The sequence below is a fragment of the Acinetobacter indicus CIP 110367 genome (assembly GCF_000488255.1).
Classification (GTDB): Bacteria; Pseudomonadota; Gammaproteobacteria; order Pseudomonadales; family Moraxellaceae; genus Acinetobacter; species Acinetobacter indicus.
Genome location: NZ_KI530754.1, coordinates 733,615 through 754,623, shown reverse-complemented (window position 1 = coordinate 754,623; position 21,009 = coordinate 733,615). Strand labels below are relative to the sequence as shown.

19 protein-coding genes are annotated in these 21,009 nt (G+C 47.1%); 9 read left to right on the top strand and 10 right to left on the bottom strand.

What is annotated here, in order from left to right; translation table 11 throughout:
- Window positions 1-126: 126 nt before the first annotated feature.
- A complete protein-coding gene (locus P253_RS08320; protein ID WP_016659472.1) occupies window positions 127-1,590 on the top strand; it encodes an amino acid permease in 1,464 nt (487 codons plus the stop codon).
- A gap of 55 nt (window positions 1,591-1,645) precedes the next feature.
- Here the strand turns inward: P253_RS08320 and P253_RS08315 are convergent, their stop codons facing one another.
- Entirely contained in the window at window positions 1,646-2,098 is a 453-nt protein-coding gene (locus P253_RS08315; protein ID WP_005179856.1) for a CopD family protein, read from the bottom strand.
- A 19-nt stretch (window positions 2,099-2,117) separates the two neighbouring features.
- Window positions 2,118-3,347, bottom strand: coding sequence for a beta-ketoacyl synthase N-terminal-like domain-containing protein (locus P253_RS08310; protein ID WP_005179853.1), 1,230 nt, complete (start codon window positions 3,345-3,347; stop codon window positions 2,118-2,120).
- 276 nt (window positions 3,348-3,623) lie between these two features.
- Between P253_RS08310 and P253_RS08305 the strand changes: the two genes are divergently transcribed.
- The 7 genes from P253_RS08305 to rimI all read left to right on the top strand — a co-directional run bounded on the left by P253_RS08305 (window position 3,624) and on the right by rimI (window position 11,470).
- Window positions 3,624-5,072 (top strand): EcsC family protein, encoded by a 1,449-nt coding sequence (locus tag P253_RS08305; RefSeq protein ID WP_016659471.1) that lies wholly within the window; start codon window positions 3,624-3,626, stop codon window positions 5,070-5,072.
- Window positions 5,073-5,235: 163 nt separating this feature from the next.
- A complete protein-coding gene (gene rpsL, locus P253_RS08300; protein WP_002050319.1) occupies window positions 5,236-5,610 on the top strand; it encodes a 30S ribosomal protein S12 in 375 nt (124 codons plus the stop codon).
- Window positions 5,611-5,789: 179 nt separating this feature from the next.
- Window positions 5,790-6,260, top strand: a complete 471-nt coding sequence (gene rpsG / locus P253_RS08295; RefSeq protein ID WP_005179845.1) for a 30S ribosomal protein S7 — start codon at window positions 5,790-5,792, stop codon at window positions 6,258-6,260.
- Window positions 6,261-6,391: 131 nt separating this feature from the next.
- A complete protein-coding gene (gene fusA, locus P253_RS08290) occupies window positions 6,392-8,527 on the top strand; it encodes an elongation factor G (protein WP_016659470.1) in 2,136 nt (711 codons plus the stop codon).
- A 94-nt stretch (window positions 8,528-8,621) separates the two neighbouring features.
- Complete coding sequence (gene tuf, locus P253_RS08285) at window positions 8,622-9,812, top strand: elongation factor Tu (RefSeq protein ID WP_016659469.1); 1,191 nt, start codon at window positions 8,622-8,624, stop codon at window positions 9,810-9,812.
- A 208-nt stretch (window positions 9,813-10,020) separates the two neighbouring features.
- Window positions 10,021-10,902, top strand: coding sequence for a metal-dependent hydrolase (locus P253_RS08280; RefSeq protein WP_016659468.1), 882 nt, complete (start codon window positions 10,021-10,023; stop codon window positions 10,900-10,902).
- A gap of 103 nt (window positions 10,903-11,005) precedes the next feature.
- Window positions 11,006-11,470, top strand: a complete 465-nt coding sequence (gene rimI, locus P253_RS08275) for a ribosomal protein S18-alanine N-acetyltransferase (RefSeq protein ID WP_016659467.1) — start codon at window positions 11,006-11,008, stop codon at window positions 11,468-11,470.
- A 19-nt stretch (window positions 11,471-11,489) separates the two neighbouring features.
- Here rimI and P253_RS08270 read toward each other — a convergent pair whose 3' ends face one another.
- From P253_RS08270 to trxB, 3 genes are all read right to left on the bottom strand, one after another.
- Window positions 11,490-12,305: an arginyltransferase gene (locus P253_RS08270; RefSeq protein ID WP_005179833.1), complete on the bottom strand. Its 816-nt coding sequence runs from the start codon at window positions 12,303-12,305 to the stop codon at window positions 11,490-11,492.
- 16 nt (window positions 12,306-12,321) lie between these two features.
- Window positions 12,322-13,053 carry a leucyl/phenylalanyl-tRNA--protein transferase gene (gene aat, locus P253_RS08265; RefSeq protein ID WP_016659466.1) on the bottom strand — a complete coding sequence of 244 codons (732 nt, stop codon included), beginning with the start codon at window positions 13,051-13,053 and terminating at the stop codon, window positions 12,322-12,324.
- An 80-nt stretch (window positions 13,054-13,133) separates the two neighbouring features.
- Window positions 13,134-14,090, bottom strand: a complete 957-nt coding sequence (gene trxB, locus P253_RS08260) for a thioredoxin-disulfide reductase (protein WP_016659465.1) — start codon at window positions 14,088-14,090, stop codon at window positions 13,134-13,136.
- 247 nt (window positions 14,091-14,337) lie between these two features.
- Here trxB and P253_RS08255 point away from each other — a divergent pair, with 247 nt between their 5' ends.
- Window positions 14,338-17,397, top strand: a complete 3,060-nt coding sequence (locus P253_RS08255; protein ID WP_016659464.1) for a DNA translocase FtsK — start codon at window positions 14,338-14,340, stop codon at window positions 17,395-17,397.
- A gap of 62 nt (window positions 17,398-17,459) precedes the next feature.
- Here P253_RS08255 and P253_RS08250 read toward each other — a convergent pair whose 3' ends face one another.
- The 5 genes from P253_RS08250 to P253_RS08230 form a co-directional block, all read right to left on the bottom strand.
- Complete coding sequence (locus P253_RS08250) at window positions 17,460-17,747, bottom strand: PA4642 family protein (RefSeq protein WP_016659463.1); 288 nt, start codon at window positions 17,745-17,747, stop codon at window positions 17,460-17,462.
- A gap of 202 nt (window positions 17,748-17,949) precedes the next feature.
- Window positions 17,950-18,222: a cell division topological specificity factor MinE gene (gene minE / locus P253_RS08245; RefSeq protein WP_005179812.1), complete on the bottom strand. Its 273-nt coding sequence runs from the start codon at window positions 18,220-18,222 to the stop codon at window positions 17,950-17,952.
- A 2-nt stretch (window positions 18,223-18,224) separates the two neighbouring features.
- The gene (minD, locus tag P253_RS08240; RefSeq protein ID WP_005179808.1) at window positions 18,225-19,037 is read right to left on the bottom strand and encodes a septum site-determining protein MinD; all 813 of its coding nucleotides are present in this window, start codon (window positions 19,035-19,037) and stop codon (window positions 18,225-18,227) included.
- Window positions 19,038-19,105: 68 nt separating this feature from the next.
- Entirely contained in the window at window positions 19,106-19,828 is a 723-nt protein-coding gene (gene minC, locus P253_RS08235; protein ID WP_016659462.1) for a septum site-determining protein MinC, read from the bottom strand.
- A 121-nt stretch (window positions 19,829-19,949) separates the two neighbouring features.
- The gene (locus tag P253_RS08230; RefSeq protein ID WP_035363269.1) at window positions 19,950-21,005 is read right to left on the bottom strand and encodes a hypothetical protein; all 1,056 of its coding nucleotides are present in this window, start codon (window positions 21,003-21,005) and stop codon (window positions 19,950-19,952) included.
- Window positions 21,006-21,009: the final 4 nt, after the last annotated feature.

Sequence of the window (21,009 nt, the reverse complement as noted above, 5' to 3'; positions counted from 1 at the left end):
CCCAGCCACTGACGCTGCGTACAGCCCAAGATAGGATTTGTTGGGATGTACAGGACCATCATTGCAGGATGACGTATGCACAGCCTGCGCTGATGGCAGGGTCAGGGCACAATAAGGATATTGAACATGACTTCCTCTCGTCACGATGACGTTCATTCGTCGCCACATGAATTACAACGCAAACTCTCCAACCGGCATCTGCAGTTAATTGCCATTGGCGGCGCTATTGGCACCGGACTGTTTATGGGCTCCGGCAAAACCATTGCCTTGGCTGGCCCGTCCATCCTGTTTATTTATATGATTATTGGCCTGATGTTTTTCTTCCTGATGCGCGCATTGGGTGAAATCCTGCTGTCCAATCTGCACTATAAATCCTTTATTGATATGGCGCATGAGCTGATCGGGCCGGGTGCGGGCTACTATATTGGCTGGTCCTACTGGCTGGGCTGGATTCTGGTCGGAATTGCCGATCTGGCAGCCATCATCAATTATCTCGGTTTCTGGCTGCCACCAGATACCACGTTTACTCCCATGGGGCAGGCGCTGATCAGTGTTGGTTGTGTGCTGTTTGTACTGGGACTGAATTTACTGACGGTCAAGCTGTTTGGTGAAATCGAGTTCTGGTTTGCCCTGATCAAGATTCTGGCCATCTTAGGCCTGATTGGTATTGGTGGCTATATGGTCTTTAACCAGTTTGCCGCGCCAGATGGCACCACTGCCAGTTTTCAGCATGTCTGGTCACATGGTGGTATGTTTCCACAAGGCGGTAACGGTTTTCTGGCCGGTTTCCAGATTGCGCTGTTTGCCTTTGTCGGGGTGGAGCTGCTGGGCACCATGGCGGCTGAAACCAAAGATCCAGAAAAGAATTTACCCAAAGCAGTCAATGCAATTCCGACCCGGATTATCCTGTTTTATGTGCTGTCTTTATTTGTGGTGATGTCGGTGACGCCGTGGAACCAGATTCCGGCAGACCGTAGTCCGTTTGTGTCGTTGTTTTTACATGCCGGTATTCCCACCTCTGCGATTATTATGAATCTGGTGGTGTTATCTTCGGTGATGTCTTCCATGAACAGCGGTGTGTTTTCGACCAGCCGCATGCTGTTTGGCCTAGCGCGTGGCCGGCAGGCGCCACAGGCGTTGGCGACCTTGTCAAAACGGGCAGTACCGGCCAAAGGTCTGCTGTTCTCCTGTCTGTTTATTATGGCCGGTGCAGCCTTGCAGTATTTTGTGCCGAATACCGTTGAAGCCTTTACCTTGGCCAGCTCGCTGTGCGTGATTCTGTTTATTAGCATCTGGGGCATTATTATGGTGTGTTACCTGCGCTATCGTAAACTGCAGCCGCAGTTACACGCTGCTTCACGCTTTAAAATGCCGGGCGGGGTGCTGATGAGCTATGTGGTGTTGGCCTTCCTGCTGTTTGCACTGGTGATTCTCAGTCTGGAGCCGGATACGCTGAAAGCACTGCTGGTCAGTCCGTTGTGGCTGGTGATTTTAACCGTGACTTACTATGGTCTATATAAACCGCGGCTGCGTAAATACCAGCAATATGCCCAGACCGAGCAATATGCCAAGTCAGAAACCCTTCGCTAGCCCACAAAAAAGCCTCGTATCAAACGAGGCTTTTTTTATCTGTTCTTCGATGGAGCTAGAACACAGGTTTCACCACCACCAGAATCACAATTGCAAATAACAGCACTGTCGGCATTTCATTGAAAAAGCGCCAGAACTTGTGTGACTTGTAATGGGCATTGCCAATCAGTTTCAGACGGTAATAACCGCAAACCAGATGGTAAATCACCAATAATCCGACCAGTGCCACTTTCAGGTAAAACCACAAGGCATCGTGGTAGTTCCGGGTGGCATCACCCCAATCTACCAGAAAGTGGGCGGTAATTAGGGTGGCAATCATGGAAGGCCACATAATTCCGCGGTACAACTTGCGTTCCATGACTTCAAAACGCTGATGACTGACCGCATCTTCACTCATGGCATGGTAAACATATAACCGTGGCAGATAGAACAGTGCAGCGAACCAGCACACCACGGCAATAATATGTAATGCTTTTACCCATAAAAAAGCATCAGAAGGTGCATCCATCGAAAATCCTATTTAGGGATTATGCATCCCATTTCTTGAAAATCAGACAAGCGTTTACGCCGCCAAAACCAAAACTGTTACTCATCACAGTATTCAATTTTGCGTCACGTTTTTCAAGTACGATATCAAAGCCTTTCGCGCCTTCATCCAGCTCGGTCACGTTGATGTTTGGCGCAATAAAGTCGTTTTGCATCATCAGGACAGAGTAGATCGCTTCCTGTACACCGGCAGCACCCAGGCTGTGACCGGTCATAGATTTGGTCGAGCTCAGGGCTGGTACCTGGCCTTCACCAAAGGCACGTTCCATGGCTTTCAGTTCAGTCACGTCACCTGCAGGGGTAGATGTACCGTGTGTGTTCACATAGTCAATTGATTCAACACCATGCTGTTTGGCTTCATCCAGCGCCATCAGGATACAGCGTGTTGCACCTTCACCGCTTGGCGCAACCATGTCAGCACCATCCGAGTTGGCTGCATACGCGACCACTTCTGCCAGAATGTTGGCACCACGTGCTTGTGCATGTTCCAGCGATTCCAGTACCAGGAAGCCACCGCCGCCGGCAATCACGAAACCATCACGGTCTGCTGAATATGGACGAGAAGCAGTTTCTGGGGTGTCATTGTATTTGGCACACAGCGCACCCATCGCATCAAACAGCAGGCTTTGTGACCAGTGATCTTCTTCACCACCGCCAGCCAGCATAAGATCCTGTTTACCCAGTTGAATCAGGTTGTAGGCATAACCAATCGCATCGGCAGAAGTTGCACATGCGCTGGTAATCGAGTGCGCAACGCCTTGCAGTTTAAAGGCAACGCCCAGGTTGGCCGTAATGGTGTTTGACATGTTACGTGGTACAAAGAATGGGCCAATTTTACGCGCGCCTTTTTCTTCCAGTAATTCCACCATTTCAACCACAGATGCAGTCGAGTTGCCGCCTGAACCACCGGCAATACCGTAACGCGGGTTACCAGCTAAATCTTCAACTTTCAGGCCGGCATGTTCAATGGCTGCTGCCGCTGCGTTATAGGCATACATTGCACACACGCCCATGAAGCGTTTTAAACGACGGTCGATATTGTCAAAATTCTGTTCTGCAGCTGCACTGACATGGCTCTTAAAATTCAGTTCAGCATAAGTCTGGTTAAAACGTGTGCCTGAAATACCATTTTGCAAAGAGTGGGTTACATCTTCTAATGTATTACCAATGCACGAATTAATGCCCATGCCAGTGATTACAACACGTTTCATCTACAGTTCCCTTATGGTGATATTATCGGGTCCAACCCTGGAGACTGTCGGCGCAAATGCCGGTGTCCAGTGCATTTCCCAAGTTTTTCAATTGGATTCATAATAACAGAAAGAATTTTGAATTCTTATGGCAAATCCTATGCCTCTTTGGGAATGACCAGATTTGGGGAGCAGACTACGTGAACATAACCAAAAGAAACACAATAAGGTTGAGATAAACGCAGACTATACCTAGTATTTAGCAATAAATCTTAAGAAAGAAAATGAGGAGCAAGAATGACAGATTCTAATAATAAGCAATCAGGCGGATTCCTCTCGAGTGCGTTTGGAGTGGCTAAAAAGCTCAGTCATACCGGCATTGACCTGGTTCAGCATGTGGCGCCCGGTTCGACCAGTAAAGAAGAGGCGGATAGCAGTCAGGGGCGGGTGGTGGAAGGCAGTGCCAGCCCGGTATTCGGCCGCCATTCATCGCGTTATGACAATCCGCAGCAGGTACTGAAGGCACATTTGCCGCAGGTCTCACGTCAATTGCTAGGTCGTCATTATAATAAGGTCAATAATCTTGCCCATTTTGTGGCGCCTCAGTTTTCCGATAAGGTGTCGGATTACTTCTTTCACCAGCTAAATACCTTTACCTCCAATATCAGTTCGGTCGATGCAGTTTTAGATGAAGCCGGAGTACGTGACTTAGAGGAACTGACCCAGGATGTGAACCGTTCCAAGCGCATCAGCCAGGCACTGGCAGAGCAGAATAAATGGCTGGCCTCGATTCAGGGCGCGATCACCGGGGCTACCGGCGTGATTGGAACCGCGGTAGATGTGCCGGTTTCGATGATCATGTCGTTACGTACCATCTATCAGGTTGGGCGTTCGTATGGCTTTGAGCTGAATAAAGAAGAAGGCCAGGCCATTGTGCAATATATTTTCAAACAGGTTGATCTGGGCCTGATTGCCGAAAAGCAGGCGGTCTTGCTGGGCATTAAAAGTGTGCTGAACATGCTGCAAACCCATGATGTGCATCAGCTGCAGCAGCTGGTTGGTTCCAGCAATGACATGGAAGCGCTACGCAAATATCTGGTCAATGAGCAGGGCGAAATGAAGTGGCAGTGGATGAACTCGATGCCGAAGTTCTCGCTGTTAAGCAAATTAACCCCGGTAGCGACAGCCTCGGTCAGTGCCGCCTATAGCTGGAAGCTGGTCGAGCATGTGCACCAGAAAGCGCAGGAAGTGTTCTCGCATGCCCGTGAATATCTCATTCAGCATAAAGGCAGTCAGCTGTCCCCGGTCGATGCCTATGAAAAAGCCGCAGCCTTACTGGCACAAGCCGCACCGAAATTACTGGAACAGCCAGACAGCGCTGTACCAGCAGTCGAGGAGTTAAAGCTGGATCAGGATATTGAGCTGCAGCAAAACAGCACCATCTCCAAGGTGAAAATCCAGAAAAAATCGGCAGAGGAAAAGCCGGAGCCGGAACAGGTCGATCAGGATATCCAGCAGGGCCTAGAGCAGCTGGCCGATAAAATGGTTGAACCGAATGCTGCGGTAGAGCCGCAAAAACCGGCAATTCCACCGGAATCGATTGAGTCGGAACCTGAAGAGGATGACGAGTTTGACGACACGCCACCAGCAGTAGAAGAGCCACCTGAAACGGAGGCAGAACCACAAAAAGCAGACGCTGAGAAACCGGTAGCGAAGAAGGTTACAAAAAAGCAAAAAGCGCAATAAGGTCCTAATACCTTAAAAAGCAGTAAAATCAGCCTTTAATGCGGGAATGGTCAATATTTGCCGGTCTGTCGAATATTGACCATTTTAGTATCTTGACTTACAATTGCATGCCCTCAAAAAGTAGTATGTTTTTGGGGCTTTTTATTAACGGGAGAATTGCCACATGGCAACAACAAATCAGTTGATCCGTAAGGGTCGTACGACTTTAGTTGAAAAATCTAAAGTTCCTGCGTTGAAGGCTTGTCCACAACGTCGTGGTGTTTGTACACGTGTTTACACAACTACACCTAAAAAACCTAACTCAGCAATGCGTAAAGTTTGCCGTGTTCGCTTAACTTCAGGTTTCGAAGTTTCTAGCTATATCGGTGGTGAAGGCCATAACCTGCAAGAGCACAGTGTTGTTCTGATCCGTGGTGGTCGTGTTAAAGACTTACCAGGTGTACGTTACCATACCGTTCGTGGTTCTTTAGACTGTGCTGGCGTGAAAGATCGTAACCAGTCACGTTCTAAATACGGTACTAAACGTCCTAAGAAATAATCTTTCGAGATTAAGCTCTTAGTTCGCTAGAACTGCAATCCTTTATCGTCTCGCTTGTCTGATTTCTGCATTTATTTTGTGAATATTCAAGCGACGTATAGTAAGGCCAGCGAATGCATACGACACTTTATGCTACTGCTGGATTAACCTGAAGTGTCATATTTATAGGTAGTTTTAAAATGCCAAGACGTCGCGTAGTCGCTGCTCGTGAAATCCTTCCGGATCCTAAGTTCAGCAGCCAAACAATCGCTAAATTCATGAACCACGTAATGCAAGATGGTAAAAAATCTATTGCTGAAAGTATCGTTTACGGTGCTTTAGACCGCGTTCAAGAAAAAAACAAAGTAGACCCGGTTGAATTTTTTGAAGCTACGCTTGAAAAAGTTCGTCCTATGGTTGAAGTAAAAGCACGCCGTGTTGGTGGTGCTACTTATCAAGTTCCTATGGAAGTACGCCCATCCCGTCGTACTGCCTTGGCTATGCGTTGGTTAGTAGATGCTGCTGCTAAGCGTTCTGAAAAAACTATGGCTTTACGTCTTGCTGGCGAGTTGCTTGATGCAGCTGAAGGTAAAGGCGCAGCGGTTAAAAAACGTGAAGATGTGCACCGTATGGCTGAAGCCAACAAAGCCTTCTCTCACTATCGCTTCTAAGCGGTTAAAACAGCCCCTATTCAGGAGGATGATGAGCCAGTTTTCGCTGTTTTGTCATCGAATCGCTTTAAGCTGCCCAGCGGCTTAAAGCGTCCTGTTTTAAACAACAAAATTTAGGAATGCAAGAAATCATGGCTCGTCAAACCCCAATTTCTCGTTATCGTAATATTGGTATTTCTGCGCACATCGATGCGGGTAAGACCACAACTACTGAACGTATCTTGTTCTACACAGGTGTATCTCACAAAATTGGTGAAGTACATGATGGTGCAGCAACAATGGACTGGATGGAGCAAGAGCAAGAACGTGGTATTACCATTACTTCTGCTGCTACCACTACATTCTGGTCAGGTATGTCTAAGCAGTTCCCAGAACACCGTATCAACGTAATTGATACCCCGGGACACGTTGACTTCACAATCGAAGTTGAGCGTTCTATGCGTGTTCTTGATGGTGCATGTATGGTTTACTGTGCTGTAGGTGGTGTACAACCTCAGTCTGAAACTGTATGGCGTCAAGCTAACAAATACCAAGTGCCTCGTTTAGCATTCGTAAACAAGATGGACCGTACTGGTGCCAACTTCTTCCGTGTTGTTGAACAAATGAAAACACGTCTTGGTGCGCACCCTGTACCTGTAGTAATCCCTGTTGGCGCTGAAGAAAACTTCCAAGGCGTTATCGACTTGATCGAAATGAAAGCGATCATTTGGGACGAAGCTTCACAAGGTATGAAGTTCGAGTACGGTGAAATCCCTGCTGATCTTCAAGAAACTGCTGAAGAATGGCGTACAAACATGGTTGAAGCTGCTGCTGAAGCTTCTGAAGAGTTAATGGACGAATACCTGAACAATGGCGATTTGACTAAAGAACAAATCGTTGCTGGTCTACGTGTTCAAACATTGGCTTGTGAAATTCAACCAATGCTTTGTGGTACAGCGTTCAAAAACAAAGGTGTTCAACGTATGTTGGACGCAGTAATTGAATTCTTGCCATCACCTACAGAAGTTAAAGCGATCGAAGGTATCCTTGACGACAAAGCTGAAACTAAAGCGACTCGTGAAGCATCTGACGAAGAACCGTTCTCTGCGTTAGCGTTCAAAATCATGAACGACAAATTCGTAGGTAACTTAACTTTCGTACGTGTTTACTCTGGTGTTCTTAAACAAGGTGACTCTGTTTATAACCCGGTTAAATCTAAACGTGAACGTATCGGCCGTATCGTGCAAATGCACGCGAACGATCGTCAAGACGTTGAAGAAATCCGTGCTGGTGACATCGCTGCGTGTGTAGGTCTTAAAGACGTAACTACTGGTGATACACTATGTGATGAGAAAAACATCATCACTCTAGAACGTATGGAATTCCCAGAGCCAGTAATCGCATTGGCTGTTGAACCAAAAACTAAAGCTGACCAAGAAAAAATGTCTATCGCTTTAGGTCGTTTGGCTAAGGAAGATCCATCATTCCGCGTTCGTACTGACGAAGAATCTGGTCAAACAATTATTGCTGGTATGGGTGAGCTTCACCTTGACATCATCGTTGACCGTATGAAACGTGAATTCAACGTTGAAGCGAACATTGGTAAACCAATGGTTGCTTACCGCGAAACAATCAAAAAGACTGTTGAGCAAGAAGGTAAGTTCGTACGTCAAACTGGTGGTAAAGGTAAATTCGGTCACGTATACGTACGTTTAGAACCGCTTGATCCTGAAGCTGGTAAAGAATACGAATTCGCTGAAGAAGTTGTTGGCGGTGTAGTACCTAAAGAATTCTTCGGTGCGGTTGACAAAGGTATCCAAGAACGTATGAAGAATGGTGTCCTTGCTGGTTACCCAGTTGTTGGCATCAAAGCGACATTATTCGACGGTTCTTACCACGATGTCGACTCTGACGAATTGTCGTTCAAAATGGCGGGTTCTTACGCATTCCGTGACGGTTTCATGAAAGCAGATCCTGTTCTTCTTGAACCAATCATGAAAGTTGAAGTAGAAACTCCAGAAGACTACATGGGCGATATCATGGGTGACTTAAACCGTCGTCGTGGTATGGTTCAAGGTATGGACGATTTACCTGGCGGTACTAAAGCAATCCGTGCTGAAGTTCCACTTGCTGAGATGTTCGGTTACGCGACTCATATGCGTTCTATGTCTCAAGGTCGTGCGACTTACTCTATGGAATTTGCTAAATACGCTGAAACTCCACGTAACGTGGCGGAAGGCATCATCGCTAAGTTCCAAGCTGGCGGTAAAAAAGGTGACGACGAGTAATCTTTCGATTACTATATTGCCTAACTAATTTTATAGTTAAAATCTAATGCTCATGCAGTGATCCTGCATGAGTAATCTACAAAGGAAGATGAACATGGCTAAGGCTAAGTTTGAACGTAATAAGCCACACGTTAACGTGGGCACAATCGGTCACGTTGACCATGGTAAAACAACTTTAACAGCTGCAATTGCAACTGTATGTGCGAAGAAATTCGGTGGTGAAGCGAAAGATTACGCTGCAATCGACTCTGCTCCAGAAGAAAAAGCACGTGGTATTACAATTAACACTTCTCACGTAGAATACGACTCTCCAACTCGTCACTACGCGCACGTTGACTGCCCAGGCCACGCCGACTATGTTAAAAACATGATCACTGGTGCTGCTCAGATGGACGGTGCGATCCTTGTATGTGCTGCGACTGACGGTCCAATGCCACAAACTCGTGAACACATCCTTCTTTCTCGTCAGGTAGGTGTACCTTACATCGTTGTATTCTTAAACAAATGCGACCTTGTTGACGACGAAGAGCTGCTTGAGCTGGTTGAAATGGAAGTTCGTGAACTTCTTTCTACTTATGACTTCCCAGGCGACGACACTCCAGTAATCCGTGGTTCAGCGCTTGCTGCACTTAACGGTGAAGCTGGTCAATACGGCGAAGACGCTGTTGTTGCTCTTGTTGAAGCGCTTGATACTTACATCCCAGAGCCAGTACGTGCAATCGACCAAGCATTCTTGATGCCAATCGAAGACGTATTCTCTATTTCTGGTCGTGGTACAGTTGTAACTGGCCGTGTAGAAACTGGTATCGTTAAAGTGGGTGAAGAAGTTGAAATCGTTGGTATCAAAGATACAGCGAAAACAACTGTTACTGGCGTTGAAATGTTCCGTAAGCTTCTTGACGAAGGTCGTGCTGGCGAGAACTGTGGTGTTCTTCTACGTGGTACTAAGCGTGAAGAAGTTCAACGTGGTCAAGTACTTGCTAAACCAGGTTCAATCAAGCCGCACACTAAATTCGACGCAGAAGTATACGTACTTTCTAAAGACGAAGGTGGCCGTCACACTCCATTCTTAAATGGTTACCGTCCACAGTTCTACTTCCGTACTACGGACGTAACTGGTGCGATCCAGCTGAAAGAAGGCGTTGAAATGGTTATGCCAGGTGACAACGTTGAAATGTCAGTAGAATTAATCCACCCAATCGCAATGGACGCTGGTTTACGCTTCGCGATCCGTGAGGGTGGCCGTACTGTAGGTGCTGGTGTAGTTTCTAAAGTAACTGCATAATCACTTCTATAGTGTGAAAAAAGCGTCCCTTTGGGACGCTTTTTTTATTTTTGCAGATTAAATTGTCAGACAATTTAACTGCAAGCTGTCCTAAACTGATATTCGCCTGACCTTAACTGCACTTATCCCAATATCAGAACCACGTAAGATAAAGCTGAAGAAAATAAAAGTTTCAGGTGAGACGCTTCACTTGAAAGGAGTTGAGGTCATGAATACTAAAGTAAATATTACCAACCGCGCAGGTGCCAGTTTCCCTGTACGTCGTATGGCGTTTGAGTTTGATCAGGTTCCAGAATACTGGATGAAAGGTTCGGCTGGCCTGACGCATTTTATGACTGCTTTATCAGCCTTGTTTCCAGCTGGTGAAAAATTCTTTATTGATAGTGTACGTGCAGTGCGTTACCACCCGGCAATTAAAGATAATCAGGAGCTGCAAAAAGAAATTTCAGCCTTTATTGGCCAGGAAGCCATGCATACCCAGGAGCATGTTGGCTTTAATGCCTCGGCACAAAAATATGGCCATGATGTAGAGCGTTTAGATCGTTATACCGATAAAGTGATTCAAGGTGCGCGTAAGGTATTTGCCGGTGTCGGTAAACCCTTTGGCATTACCCAAGAAATGGTTGATTTGACTGCAACCACCGCACTGGAACATTTTACCGCGACCATTGCCACCCAGTTGCTGCGTAATTCGCATATTCAGGAACTGATGAGCGATGACACCATGAAAACCATGTGGCTGTGGCATGCGATTGAAGAAAACGAGCATAAAGCGGTAGCTTATGATGTGTTTGAGGGTGTATTCGGCCAAGGCACCAAAGCCTATTTACTGCGCACCAGCTCACTGGTGGCCGCCATGCTGACCTTATTTGTGGTGCAAAACTATTTCCTGTTCCGTCTGTTAAAAGAAGACAAACAGCTAAATCTGGAGGCGTTCAAGGCCATTTATACCTATGCTTATAGTCCCTCTAAGGGCATTATTACCGGTATGGGCCGTGAGATGCTGGCATATTTCCGCCCGGGCTTTCATCCGAACGATTTAGATACCGTCAGTCTGCTGGACACATGGAAAGCCAAATTGGGCTTCTAACGGTGTTGACTCTTGGGGCAATGAAAATTGCCCTTTTTTTTGCTCGATTTTTTATCCAGAGCTCTTATAATGCGAACTTTGTTTTGACCGATGATGAACGAAGATGATTCGTTTAATGCAACACGCTGATATCCATAGTGTATTTAACATTGAGCAACAGGTACAAAGCCATCCCTGGAGCTTGAAACAGTTTGCTGAAGCGGTAGACAGCTATCAATGTACCGTAATCGAGCAGCAAGGACAGCTGGTCGGGTTCTGTATTTTGCAACCGGTGCTGGATGAAGCTAACCTGTTGCTGATGGCGGTTGCGCCTGACCAGCAGGGGAATGGACTAGGTTATCAGCTGTTGGAGCATTCGATTGAGCAGTTGCCGAATCAGCCGGTACAAATTTTTCTGGAAGTGCGTGAAAGCAATACCGCGGCCATCCGTCTATATGAAAAAGCTGGCTTTCATCAGATTGATGTGCGCAAAAATTATTATCCAAATCCGGATGGCACACGTGAACATGCGGTTATTATGGTTAAAGCCTGTAGTGATGATTTTGCCGCGCTCTTCTCATCACCTTAATTTTTAAAATTATTGGGTTTTATTTGATAATCGAATTATTCCAACCACTGGGCAGGGTGGTCATGAGAGAGTTTCCCAATTGCCGGATTTCTTCGCTGCTTAAGCTGCGGTTGAGCCGGCGCCATTGGCCATCAATCAGCAATTCCAGCGGTACATACTGCGATTTATAATTCATTTTATTGGAATGCGGCACCCAATAGCCTAAATAAACATAAGGCAGTCCGAGTTTCTGGGTGTGTTCAATCTGCTTTAAGATCGCAAATACGCCCAAGGAGCGGCGGTTTTCATCCGGATCAAAGAAGGTATACACCGCAGACAGGCCATCATCGAGCAGGTCGCAGGTCGAGACCGCAATTAGCCGGTCTTGGTGCCAAAGCTCTAAAAAGAAACTGTCGGTGCAGCTGTGCACCAGAAATTTTTCAAACTGATCCTGACTTGGCGGATACATATCGCCATCGGCATGGCGTTCATTAATATAACGCTCATACAGCGCATAATGCTGTTCATTGGCTTCTTGGGTAGAGCGGATGGTGACGTGCAGGTCCTGATTGCGTTTCCAGGCTTTTTTCTGGGTGCTGTTCATTTGAAATTCGTGTACCGGCACGCGCGAAGACAGACATTGACGGCATAAATGGCATTCCGGTCGATAGACAAAGTCACCGCTACGACGAAAGCCCATGCGTGACAGTTCGGACAGGGTCACCACATCAATCCGGTGCGCCGGATCTAAAAATACCATGCGAGCAGATTTATCATCCAGATAACTGCAGTTATGCGGCGGTGTAATATAATATTGTAATTCGTTGAGCAGGGATTTCGGTTGATATGAATTCATGGCAATCCCTCTTTATTTATTCATCCAATGAGTCGTTTTGCGCTATTGTTTTACTTGAAAATACACCCTCCTGGTATTTTTTCCAATCTATCGCCGGCTGTTTTACAACATCTTGTAACGATTTTAAGTATGCTTGGCGAGTTATTGTACAGGCGCCCAGACTTAATAGATGGTCATTGACCAGCTGGCAGTCAATCCAGGGCAGGGCGTTGTCGCGGCCAATCAGCATTAAGGTATAAAACGCCATTTTAGAGACATCTGTGCGCTGGCTAAACATTGACTCGCCAAAGCAGCCGCGGCCAATGGTGACGCCATACAAACCACCGACCAGCGCATCCTGCTCCCAGACTTCGACACTATAGCCATAACCGGCCTCAAACAGGTCAATATAGCCCTGAATGATGTCTTCGGAAATCCAGGTGTCATTGGCATAAGCCCGTGGCAGCGAACAACAGCGAATCACCCGTTCAAAGGCCTGATTGATGCTAATCCGGTAATCACCTTTTTTCATGTTACGCAGCAGTGACTTGCTTGGATGATAATCCTGAGGGCGGATAATGCAGCGCGGCTCGGGACTCCACCAGCAAATCGGATCACCGTCGGAAAACCACGGAAACAGGCCGTGGGTATAAGCTTCAAACAGGGTCGAGGGGGACAGGTCTGCACCAATACAAATCAGTCCTTCACCCTGTGGATCAGCTTCATCAGGATGGGGGAAAATAAATTGAGTGGGTGCAAGTGCGGTCATACAGATACTCTGAATCGAAACAGATCTCTATCATACATAAAAAAGCCGCCCGGATTGGGCGGCTCGTGCTTTAGGCAAAATTATTCACCTAGGGCATCCAGATATTTTTCAGCATCTAGGGCTGCCATACAGCCTGAACCAGCTGATGTAATCGCTTGACGATAGACGCTGTCTGCCACGTCACCGGCTGCGAATACGCCCGGTACAGAGGTTTGGGTTGCGTTACCGGCAGTACCACTTTGAACCTGAATATAACCATCACGCAGGTTTAACTGGCCTTCGAACATGCCCGTATTTGGCTTGTGACCAATCGCCACGAACATACCAGATACATCTACATTCTGGGTTGAACCATCGACAGTAGATTTCAAACGTACGGCAGTCACACCAGATTGTGCATCACCCAGGACTTCATCGACCTGGTTGTTCCAGAGAATGCTGATTTTGCCTTCTTTTTCTTTGGCAAAAATATGATCTTGCAGAATTTTCTCTGAACGCAGGCTGTCACGGCGGTGTACCAGGGTCACGTGAGAGGCGATATTGGAAAGATACAGCGCTTCTTCAACTGCGGTATTACCACCACCGACTACCATCACGTTCTGGTTTTTGTAGAAGAAACCATCACAGGTGGCACAGGCACTAACACCTTGGCCCATGAATTTGGCTTCAGACTCCAGACCGAGGTATTGAGCCGTAGCACCGGTGGCAATAATTAAGGCATCACAGGTGAACTCTTCCATATCGCCTTTGAGCACGAATGGACGCACACTTAAATCGACTTCATTGATATGGTCATAGACAATTTCGGTCCCGAAACGTTCTGCATGGGCCTGCATACGTTCCATGAGCGCTGGTCCTGTCAGACCTTCCGGATCGCCCGGCCAGTTATCTACTTCTGTTGTCGTCGTAAGTTGACCACCGAGTTGTAAACCTGCAATTAAGGTTGGTTTTAAATTGGCACGTGCAGCATAAACAGCAGCACTATAACCTGCAGGTCCTGAACCTAAAATAATCAAACGTGAATGACGAGCACCCATCTGTAGCATCCTTTTATTATTGAGCAATTTATGGAATTATACGTGAAACTGTATAACAGTTGTGTGAGATTCTGTGGATATTATTGATCATAGAAATCGATTTAAGCTATATAGAAAAAGTTAACAACTGACTTCAATAATCTTGCATCTTTTTTGCTGCAACAGGTGCATAATATCTATTTTATGGCCATGCCAAACTGGCGGGTTGCACAAGAACATTTATGAAAAATTGGTTACAGGACAGTATATGACTGCGGTGTCGGGTGCTTATGCACAGCGCTTAATAATGACATTATTTTTGGTTTCATTCGGGATTTATCTGTTCCTTGCGACAGTCACCTATACCCCTTTTGATCCGGGCTGGATGCATTTGTCTAGTGATACCCAGCAGGTGTCCAATGCCAGCGGGGTCGCCGGCGCATGGATTGCCGACCTGTTGTTCGGCTTTTTGGGCTGGGCCAGTCTGCTGATTCCGCTGTACCTGTTTATTGAAGCCATTCAGGTGTGGTGGCCGCGTAGTTTCCTGAACCGTCCTTTCCGTTATGCGGCGCAGTTCTTTATTTTGCTGGCCACTGCCAGTCTATTGTATTTGTTCTGGCAAGTGCCGGCCGATACACTGGAAAATGCTTCTGGCGGGATTATTGGGTATGAACTGGGGCAGAGCCTGTCGCAGCTGCTCACTATTTATGGTGCAGCTTTTTTCCTGCTGGTGTTCTGGGGTGTCCTGTTTACACTGGCCTTTGGGATTAAATGGAACCGGACCTGGGTGACTTTAAAAGCCACGCCAGCTTATTTACAAGACCTGTTTTACCGTGATGTGCCTAAAGCGGATCAACCGGCACCGGTCGTTAAAAAAACAGTGGTGGCCACTGCGCCAGCCGCAGCTGAAGTGGTTACACCGGCACCAGAACATCGTGAAGTCGAAGAAGCTCCGGTGGCACCAGCGGTGTCCCGTCATGAACAGGTGGCTGAGCGTCTGTTTGATGATATGGTCGAGCGTGAACAGCAGCGTTCTGCAGAGCAGGATCTGCTAGATGAAGAAGAGCAGGCCTTTGAGCAGACGGTCGAAAAAGCCCATCGCCTGACCCAGGACAGTCAGCGTGTGGTGGCAACCGGTGAAGTCTGGCGCGCCCTGAATGATGATGCTGACCAGAAGCACAGTCAGGATATTCATGAATTGTTGCGCGCCTCTCAGGACCAGATTCCGCACGCACCGAAAGATCATTTTAATGCAGTGGTCCAACCCGTGCATGATGCACCGCCTGCATCGAATACGCCGCAGTCTAATATTGACTGGGATGATGATGAAATCTTTGATGAATTGCTGGCTGCTGTACCGAATGGGAAAGCTGCTCAGGATCTGCACAGTCCGTTTAATAGTCAGTCGCAGCCTGAACCCGCGCCGCACATTCAGCCGGTGCCAGACGCACAAGCAGTTGAAATGCCATCGGCTGCCACAGCGCAGTATGCAAGCCCGAAAAACCGTCTGAGTGATGAAGAATTTGAAGGGCTGGATGATCTGTTGGTTGATGATCTGGAGCTAGAAGCACCTGCTCCAAGAACCACCAGTACTTATGCGCAGTCTTCGGCCTTTGTACAGGCGCCAATCCAGCATCAGGCTGCGACGACCGCAACAGCGGCTGCACCAGTGGTCAATGACGCGGTGAAAGAAGCCTTATCGAAAGAAGAATTCATTGAGGCCTGGCATGAAACTGCCGGCAAACCGCAAGAGGAAGATGAGTTTGACTTTGATGCACCATTAACCGATGCCATGGGTCGTCCAATGTCACGCGCCATGCAGGTCGCAGAGAAACGTCGTGATTTATCACCATTACCGGGGCTGGAGCTACTGGATAAGGTCGATCCAAATAAAAAGGTCAACTTCACCGCAGAGCAGCTGGAGCGTTTATCTGAACTGCTGGAAATCAAGCTGCAGGAATTTAATGTCAAAGCCAAAGTGGTGGAAGCGCAGCCGGGACCGGTAGTTACACGTTTTGAGCTGGATCTGGCGCCGGGGGTAAAAGCCTCGAAAGTCACCAATATTTCCCGTGACCTGGCCCGTTCCATGTCGATGGCCTCGGTACGTGTGGTCGAGGTGATTCCGGGTAAACCGTATATCGGTATTGAGGTGCCAAACAGTACCCGTGAAATGGTGCGTCTGATTGAGCTGGTGCAAACCCCGAAATTTGAAGATCAGGATGGCATCCTGTCGATGGCGATGGGTAAAGATATTTCTGGTAATCCGGTGATTACCGAACTGGGCAAAGCGCCGCATATGCTGGTTGCGGGGACCACCGGTTCGGGTAAATCGGTGGCGGTGAACTCGATGATTCTGTCGATGCTGCTTAAATACAAGCCGGATCAACTGCGTTTAATTCTGATTGACCCGAAACAGCTGGAACTGGCCAACTATAACGATATTCCGCATTTGTTAACGCCGGTAGTGACGGATATGAAAGATGCCGTCAGCGCCCTGAACTGGTGTGTCAATGAAATGGAACGCCGTTATAAGCTGATGTCATTCCTGAAAATCCGTAAACTCAGCGACTATAACCGCAAAGTCGAAGAAGCCCTAGCCAATGGCGAAGACCTGATTGATCCAACCTGGAAACCGGGCGATTCAGCAACCCAGGAACGCGCACCGCGCTTGACGCCGTTACCATCAATTGTGATTGTGGCGGATGAGTTTGCCGACATGATTATGCAGGTGGGTAAAAAAGCCGAAGAAATGATTACCCGTCTGGCACAGAAATCACGTGCGGCGGGGATTCACTTATTGCTGGCTACCCAGCGTCCATCGGTGGATGTCATTACCGGTCTGATCAAGGCCAATATCCCGACTCGCGTTGCCTTGCGTGTGAACTCGAAAATTGACTCACGGACTATTCTGGATGCCGGCGGCGCAGAAGACCTGCTTGGTCATGGTGACATGCTGTTCCTCGGACCAGGTAAAATTGAACCGGAACGTGTGCATGGTGCCTTTATTTCCGATGATGAAGTCAACCGGATTTGTGATGCCTGGCGTGAACGGGGTTCACCGGATTATGTCGATGAAATTCTGACTCCATTTGATGAAGAACCAGCGTCACGTGGTTTTGAAGATGGTGGTGATGGCGGCTCCGACCGTGATGCGCTGTATGACCAGTGTGTGGCCTTTGTGCTGGAAACCCGTAAAGTATCGGTATCGTCTTTACAGCGTAAGTTTAGCCTCGGTTATAACCGTGCGGCGCGTATTGTCGATCAGATGCAGGAGCAGGGTATTGTCAGTGAACAGGGTCCGAACGGCAAGCGTGAAATTCTGGTTTAAGCTGTTCTCGATCTTTATAAACAAAGCCCACCAATAGGTGGGCTTTTTATCGGCAGTGCGACTTAAGCAAATTTTGCCAGTACTGCCAAGAATTCTGCGCTTTGGCGCGGGAATTCTGCAATCACGTCATGAATGCGCTGTCCTTCAGGATTGGTGGCATTTACATCACGGCCATCGGCAACAAACTGGGTCAGTAAACGCTCATAGTCTGCTGGGCGCATATGTTTAAATGCATGGTAAAGCACATGGAAATCAGCATTCACACCATTCGGAGGAAGCTGATTCAGGTAGGCAAATACACGCTCATCTGACCATTCTTCATTGAATGTTGCTGGTTGAGACAATGCCATCGCAATCTCCTGGAATAGTTTTTCGAAATGAAAAAAAGGCAAAATATGAGTTCGCAAGAGGCAAAGTGTCTTTGTGCACTTTATCTTGAAGCACAGCTTCTCGTCTTGCGGCTGGGCAAATCCTTAAAGCAATGCTTTAAGTTTGCTACTCCAGCCTCATATTCTGCCTTGATTCAATTTGCTTGACTAATCAAAAATCAGATTATCGCTCTTCAGGCAAATTGATATTCATTTCAAGCATTTCAATGTTGGCTTCAGAACGTACCGACATTTGAATGTGCTGTTCATCGACACCGCGGACATAGCGGTTCACGACCTGCATGATTTCTTTTTTCATCTGGTCAATTTTGTCCTGGCTCAGGCGGCGGCCTAAACCATTTTCAGAAGCAACAATGACTTTTAAACGATCCTTGGCGGTTTGAGCACTTGATGCTTTTTCTTCGCTGCTAAATAATTTACTCCAGAATCCTGCCATAATTACGCTCCAAATAATCGTGCTAACCAGCCTTTAGGTTTAGCAGTAATGTGACGGTATGGACGCTCTTCACCCAAGAAACGTGCCACCAGGTCATCATACGCCTGACCCGCTTCAGTTTCGCTATACAGAATGACTGGCTTACCTTCGTTAGATGCTTGCAGAACGCTTTTACATTCTGGAATTACACCTAAAGTCGGTACACGTAAAATATCTTTTGAAATATCGTCAATGGTGAGCATTTCCTGTTTATCGGCACGTTCCGGATTGAAACGTGTGATACATAAATGCTTACGGATACGTCCTTCGTTTTGTTCTACTTTTTTGGTTTTGCTGTCGAGCATGCCAATAATACGATCCGAGTCACGTACTGAAGAAATTTCAGGGTTGGTCACAATAATCGCTTCATCGGCATGGTACATAGCTAAAATGGCGCCACGCTCAATCCCTGCAGGTGAATCACAGATAATGTAATCAAACTCTTGAGCAAGCTCATCCATGACACGTGCCACGCCTTCATCGGTCAGGGCATCTTTATCACGGGTTTGAGAAGCAGGTAAAATATAAAGGTTTTCAATATCTTTATCGCGAATTAATGCTTGTTGTAAACGCGCTTCATTATTTAAAACATTCACAAAATCATAAACAACGCGACGTTCACAACCCATGATCAAGTCTAGGTTACGCAAACCCACGTCAAAATCGATAACAACAGTTTTGTGGCCACGTAGGGCTAAACCTGTTGCAAAAGATGCACTCGTTGTAGTTTTACCTACGCCACCTTTGCCTGATGTTACGACAACAATTTTCGCCACCGAATCCACTCCTGTTATGGTTTAAATCCCCCTTTTGTGTATGGGGTTTTTTGGTGTTTATTTATACATTAAAATTCCAGAGCTTCAAATACAAGCTCTTGGTTGTCATTTAGGTAAATATGTACCGGTTTTTTCGTTACGTGCGGGGGAATATCGTCCGCCACACAGTAAGTGCCTGCAATAGATACCAATTCTGCTTCTAGGGAATGACAGAAAATTCGTGCTGAACTGTTCCCACCTGCGCCGGCAATGACTCTACCACGAACGCTACCATAAATATGTATATTTCCTGAAGCAATCACTTCCGAACCGCTGTTAATACCAGCTTTCAAGATAATATCGCCCTGGTTCTGGACCAGACATTGACCAGTACGCAGAATTTCATCGTGATAAGAGGTCACATGCGAAATTCGTGCCGGTGCAGCTTCTACCACCGCAGCTTCTGCGGCAGGCGCTTCCTCTTCTGCCGGGGTTTCAATGACCTGTTCCTGGGTGGCTTTGATCTGCTGTAACTGGCGATCTTGCGGAATTACCGGGAACTGGATGGCACGCGCCTGTTCCGACAGAATGCCTTCCACCACGGCCAGTGGCTGTACATTCAGATCAATCAGCAGTTGAATCAGGGCAATTAACTCCTGATCTACCGAACTTTCAATCACCGCCGGAATTTGGGGTGGAAACCCTTTTTGTAACATTGGGCTCAATTGCTGGCGGATCGCATCATGATCATCTGTATCTAAGCTAATGCGAATCGCATTGACCATTCTGCCTTTTATCCGTATGTCAGCCATAATGATTCCTTAAGACTTCTGACCTGTTCATTGTTGTCGAAGTAAATGTTGTAAATAGAGCAAATCCTAGAACAATTCGGCCGAATACTCTAGCCGAAGGTTTAAATATTTTTATTGCTGGCTATTCTTTGTCAGTTTCCTGCTCATTCAGGATCTGTTGCCACTTTTTCACTTTCACCTGTTTGCGAATGGCTTCCAGGGTTTCAAATACCGCAGATTCTACCAACGCATCAATATGCGGATTATGTTCAATCTCGATCTGGCTGACTTTGTCAGCAATATGCGCATAGGCCACATTATCTGGCAGGGTGTCATGATGGGCAAAAGGCTGAATCAGCCCTTGGGTAATATTTTCGCCCAAACGTTGGCCAATGCTTTGAATCTGCCGTTCCATACGTCCGCCGACAATTGGCAGCAGGCGCAGTAACTGGGTCAGCTCCGGGGTATCTTCAATGGCCTGACTCACCACCTGACCGACATTTTCGGCAATGCTCTGACGCTGGCTCTGCAATTCTTTACCCAAAGATTGCTGCAAGATGTCGGCCAGTGCTGCGGCCAGCAGTTTGCGGTGCTGCTCGACCAGATCATCAATAAACTGGCGATGACCAGTGCTGCTGCTCAGTTCACGTTGCAGGTTATTGACAATGGTCAGCACAATCCGGCTCGACAGTTCTTCCATCACCAGGTTGTAATAAAAGTTGGCACGTCGGAAGATGCTGTCCGGGATGACCTTGTAGCCATGACTATATAGGTTGTAGCCAATTGCCACGGCACGTAATAAACGCAGAAAACGCAGCTGTGGCAGAATCGACAGCACTTCATACCAGTGTACGAAGGGGAAGAACCACCAGCGGGCATGATGCCGGAAAATAATCGCCAGGCCCCAACGTACCAGCAATTCGATAATCAGGAAGGTGGTAAACCAGCCTTCGGTAATAATGACCCAGGGACGCAGTTCTGTGCGATAAAATTGCAGTACCTCCGGCAACTGAATAAAGTTGAAAAGCCAGTCACCAAAATCACTCATCAAAATGGCATTGGCACTCAGGCAGAACAGGTTGATGAGAATTAACGCCATCATAAAGATGTCGTATACCAGCACTACTTTCCAGCTCCATGAGTCCTTTCTGACAAAGTGAAAGGAAGATTTGATCACCGGCTCTTCGCGTTTCTTCATAATG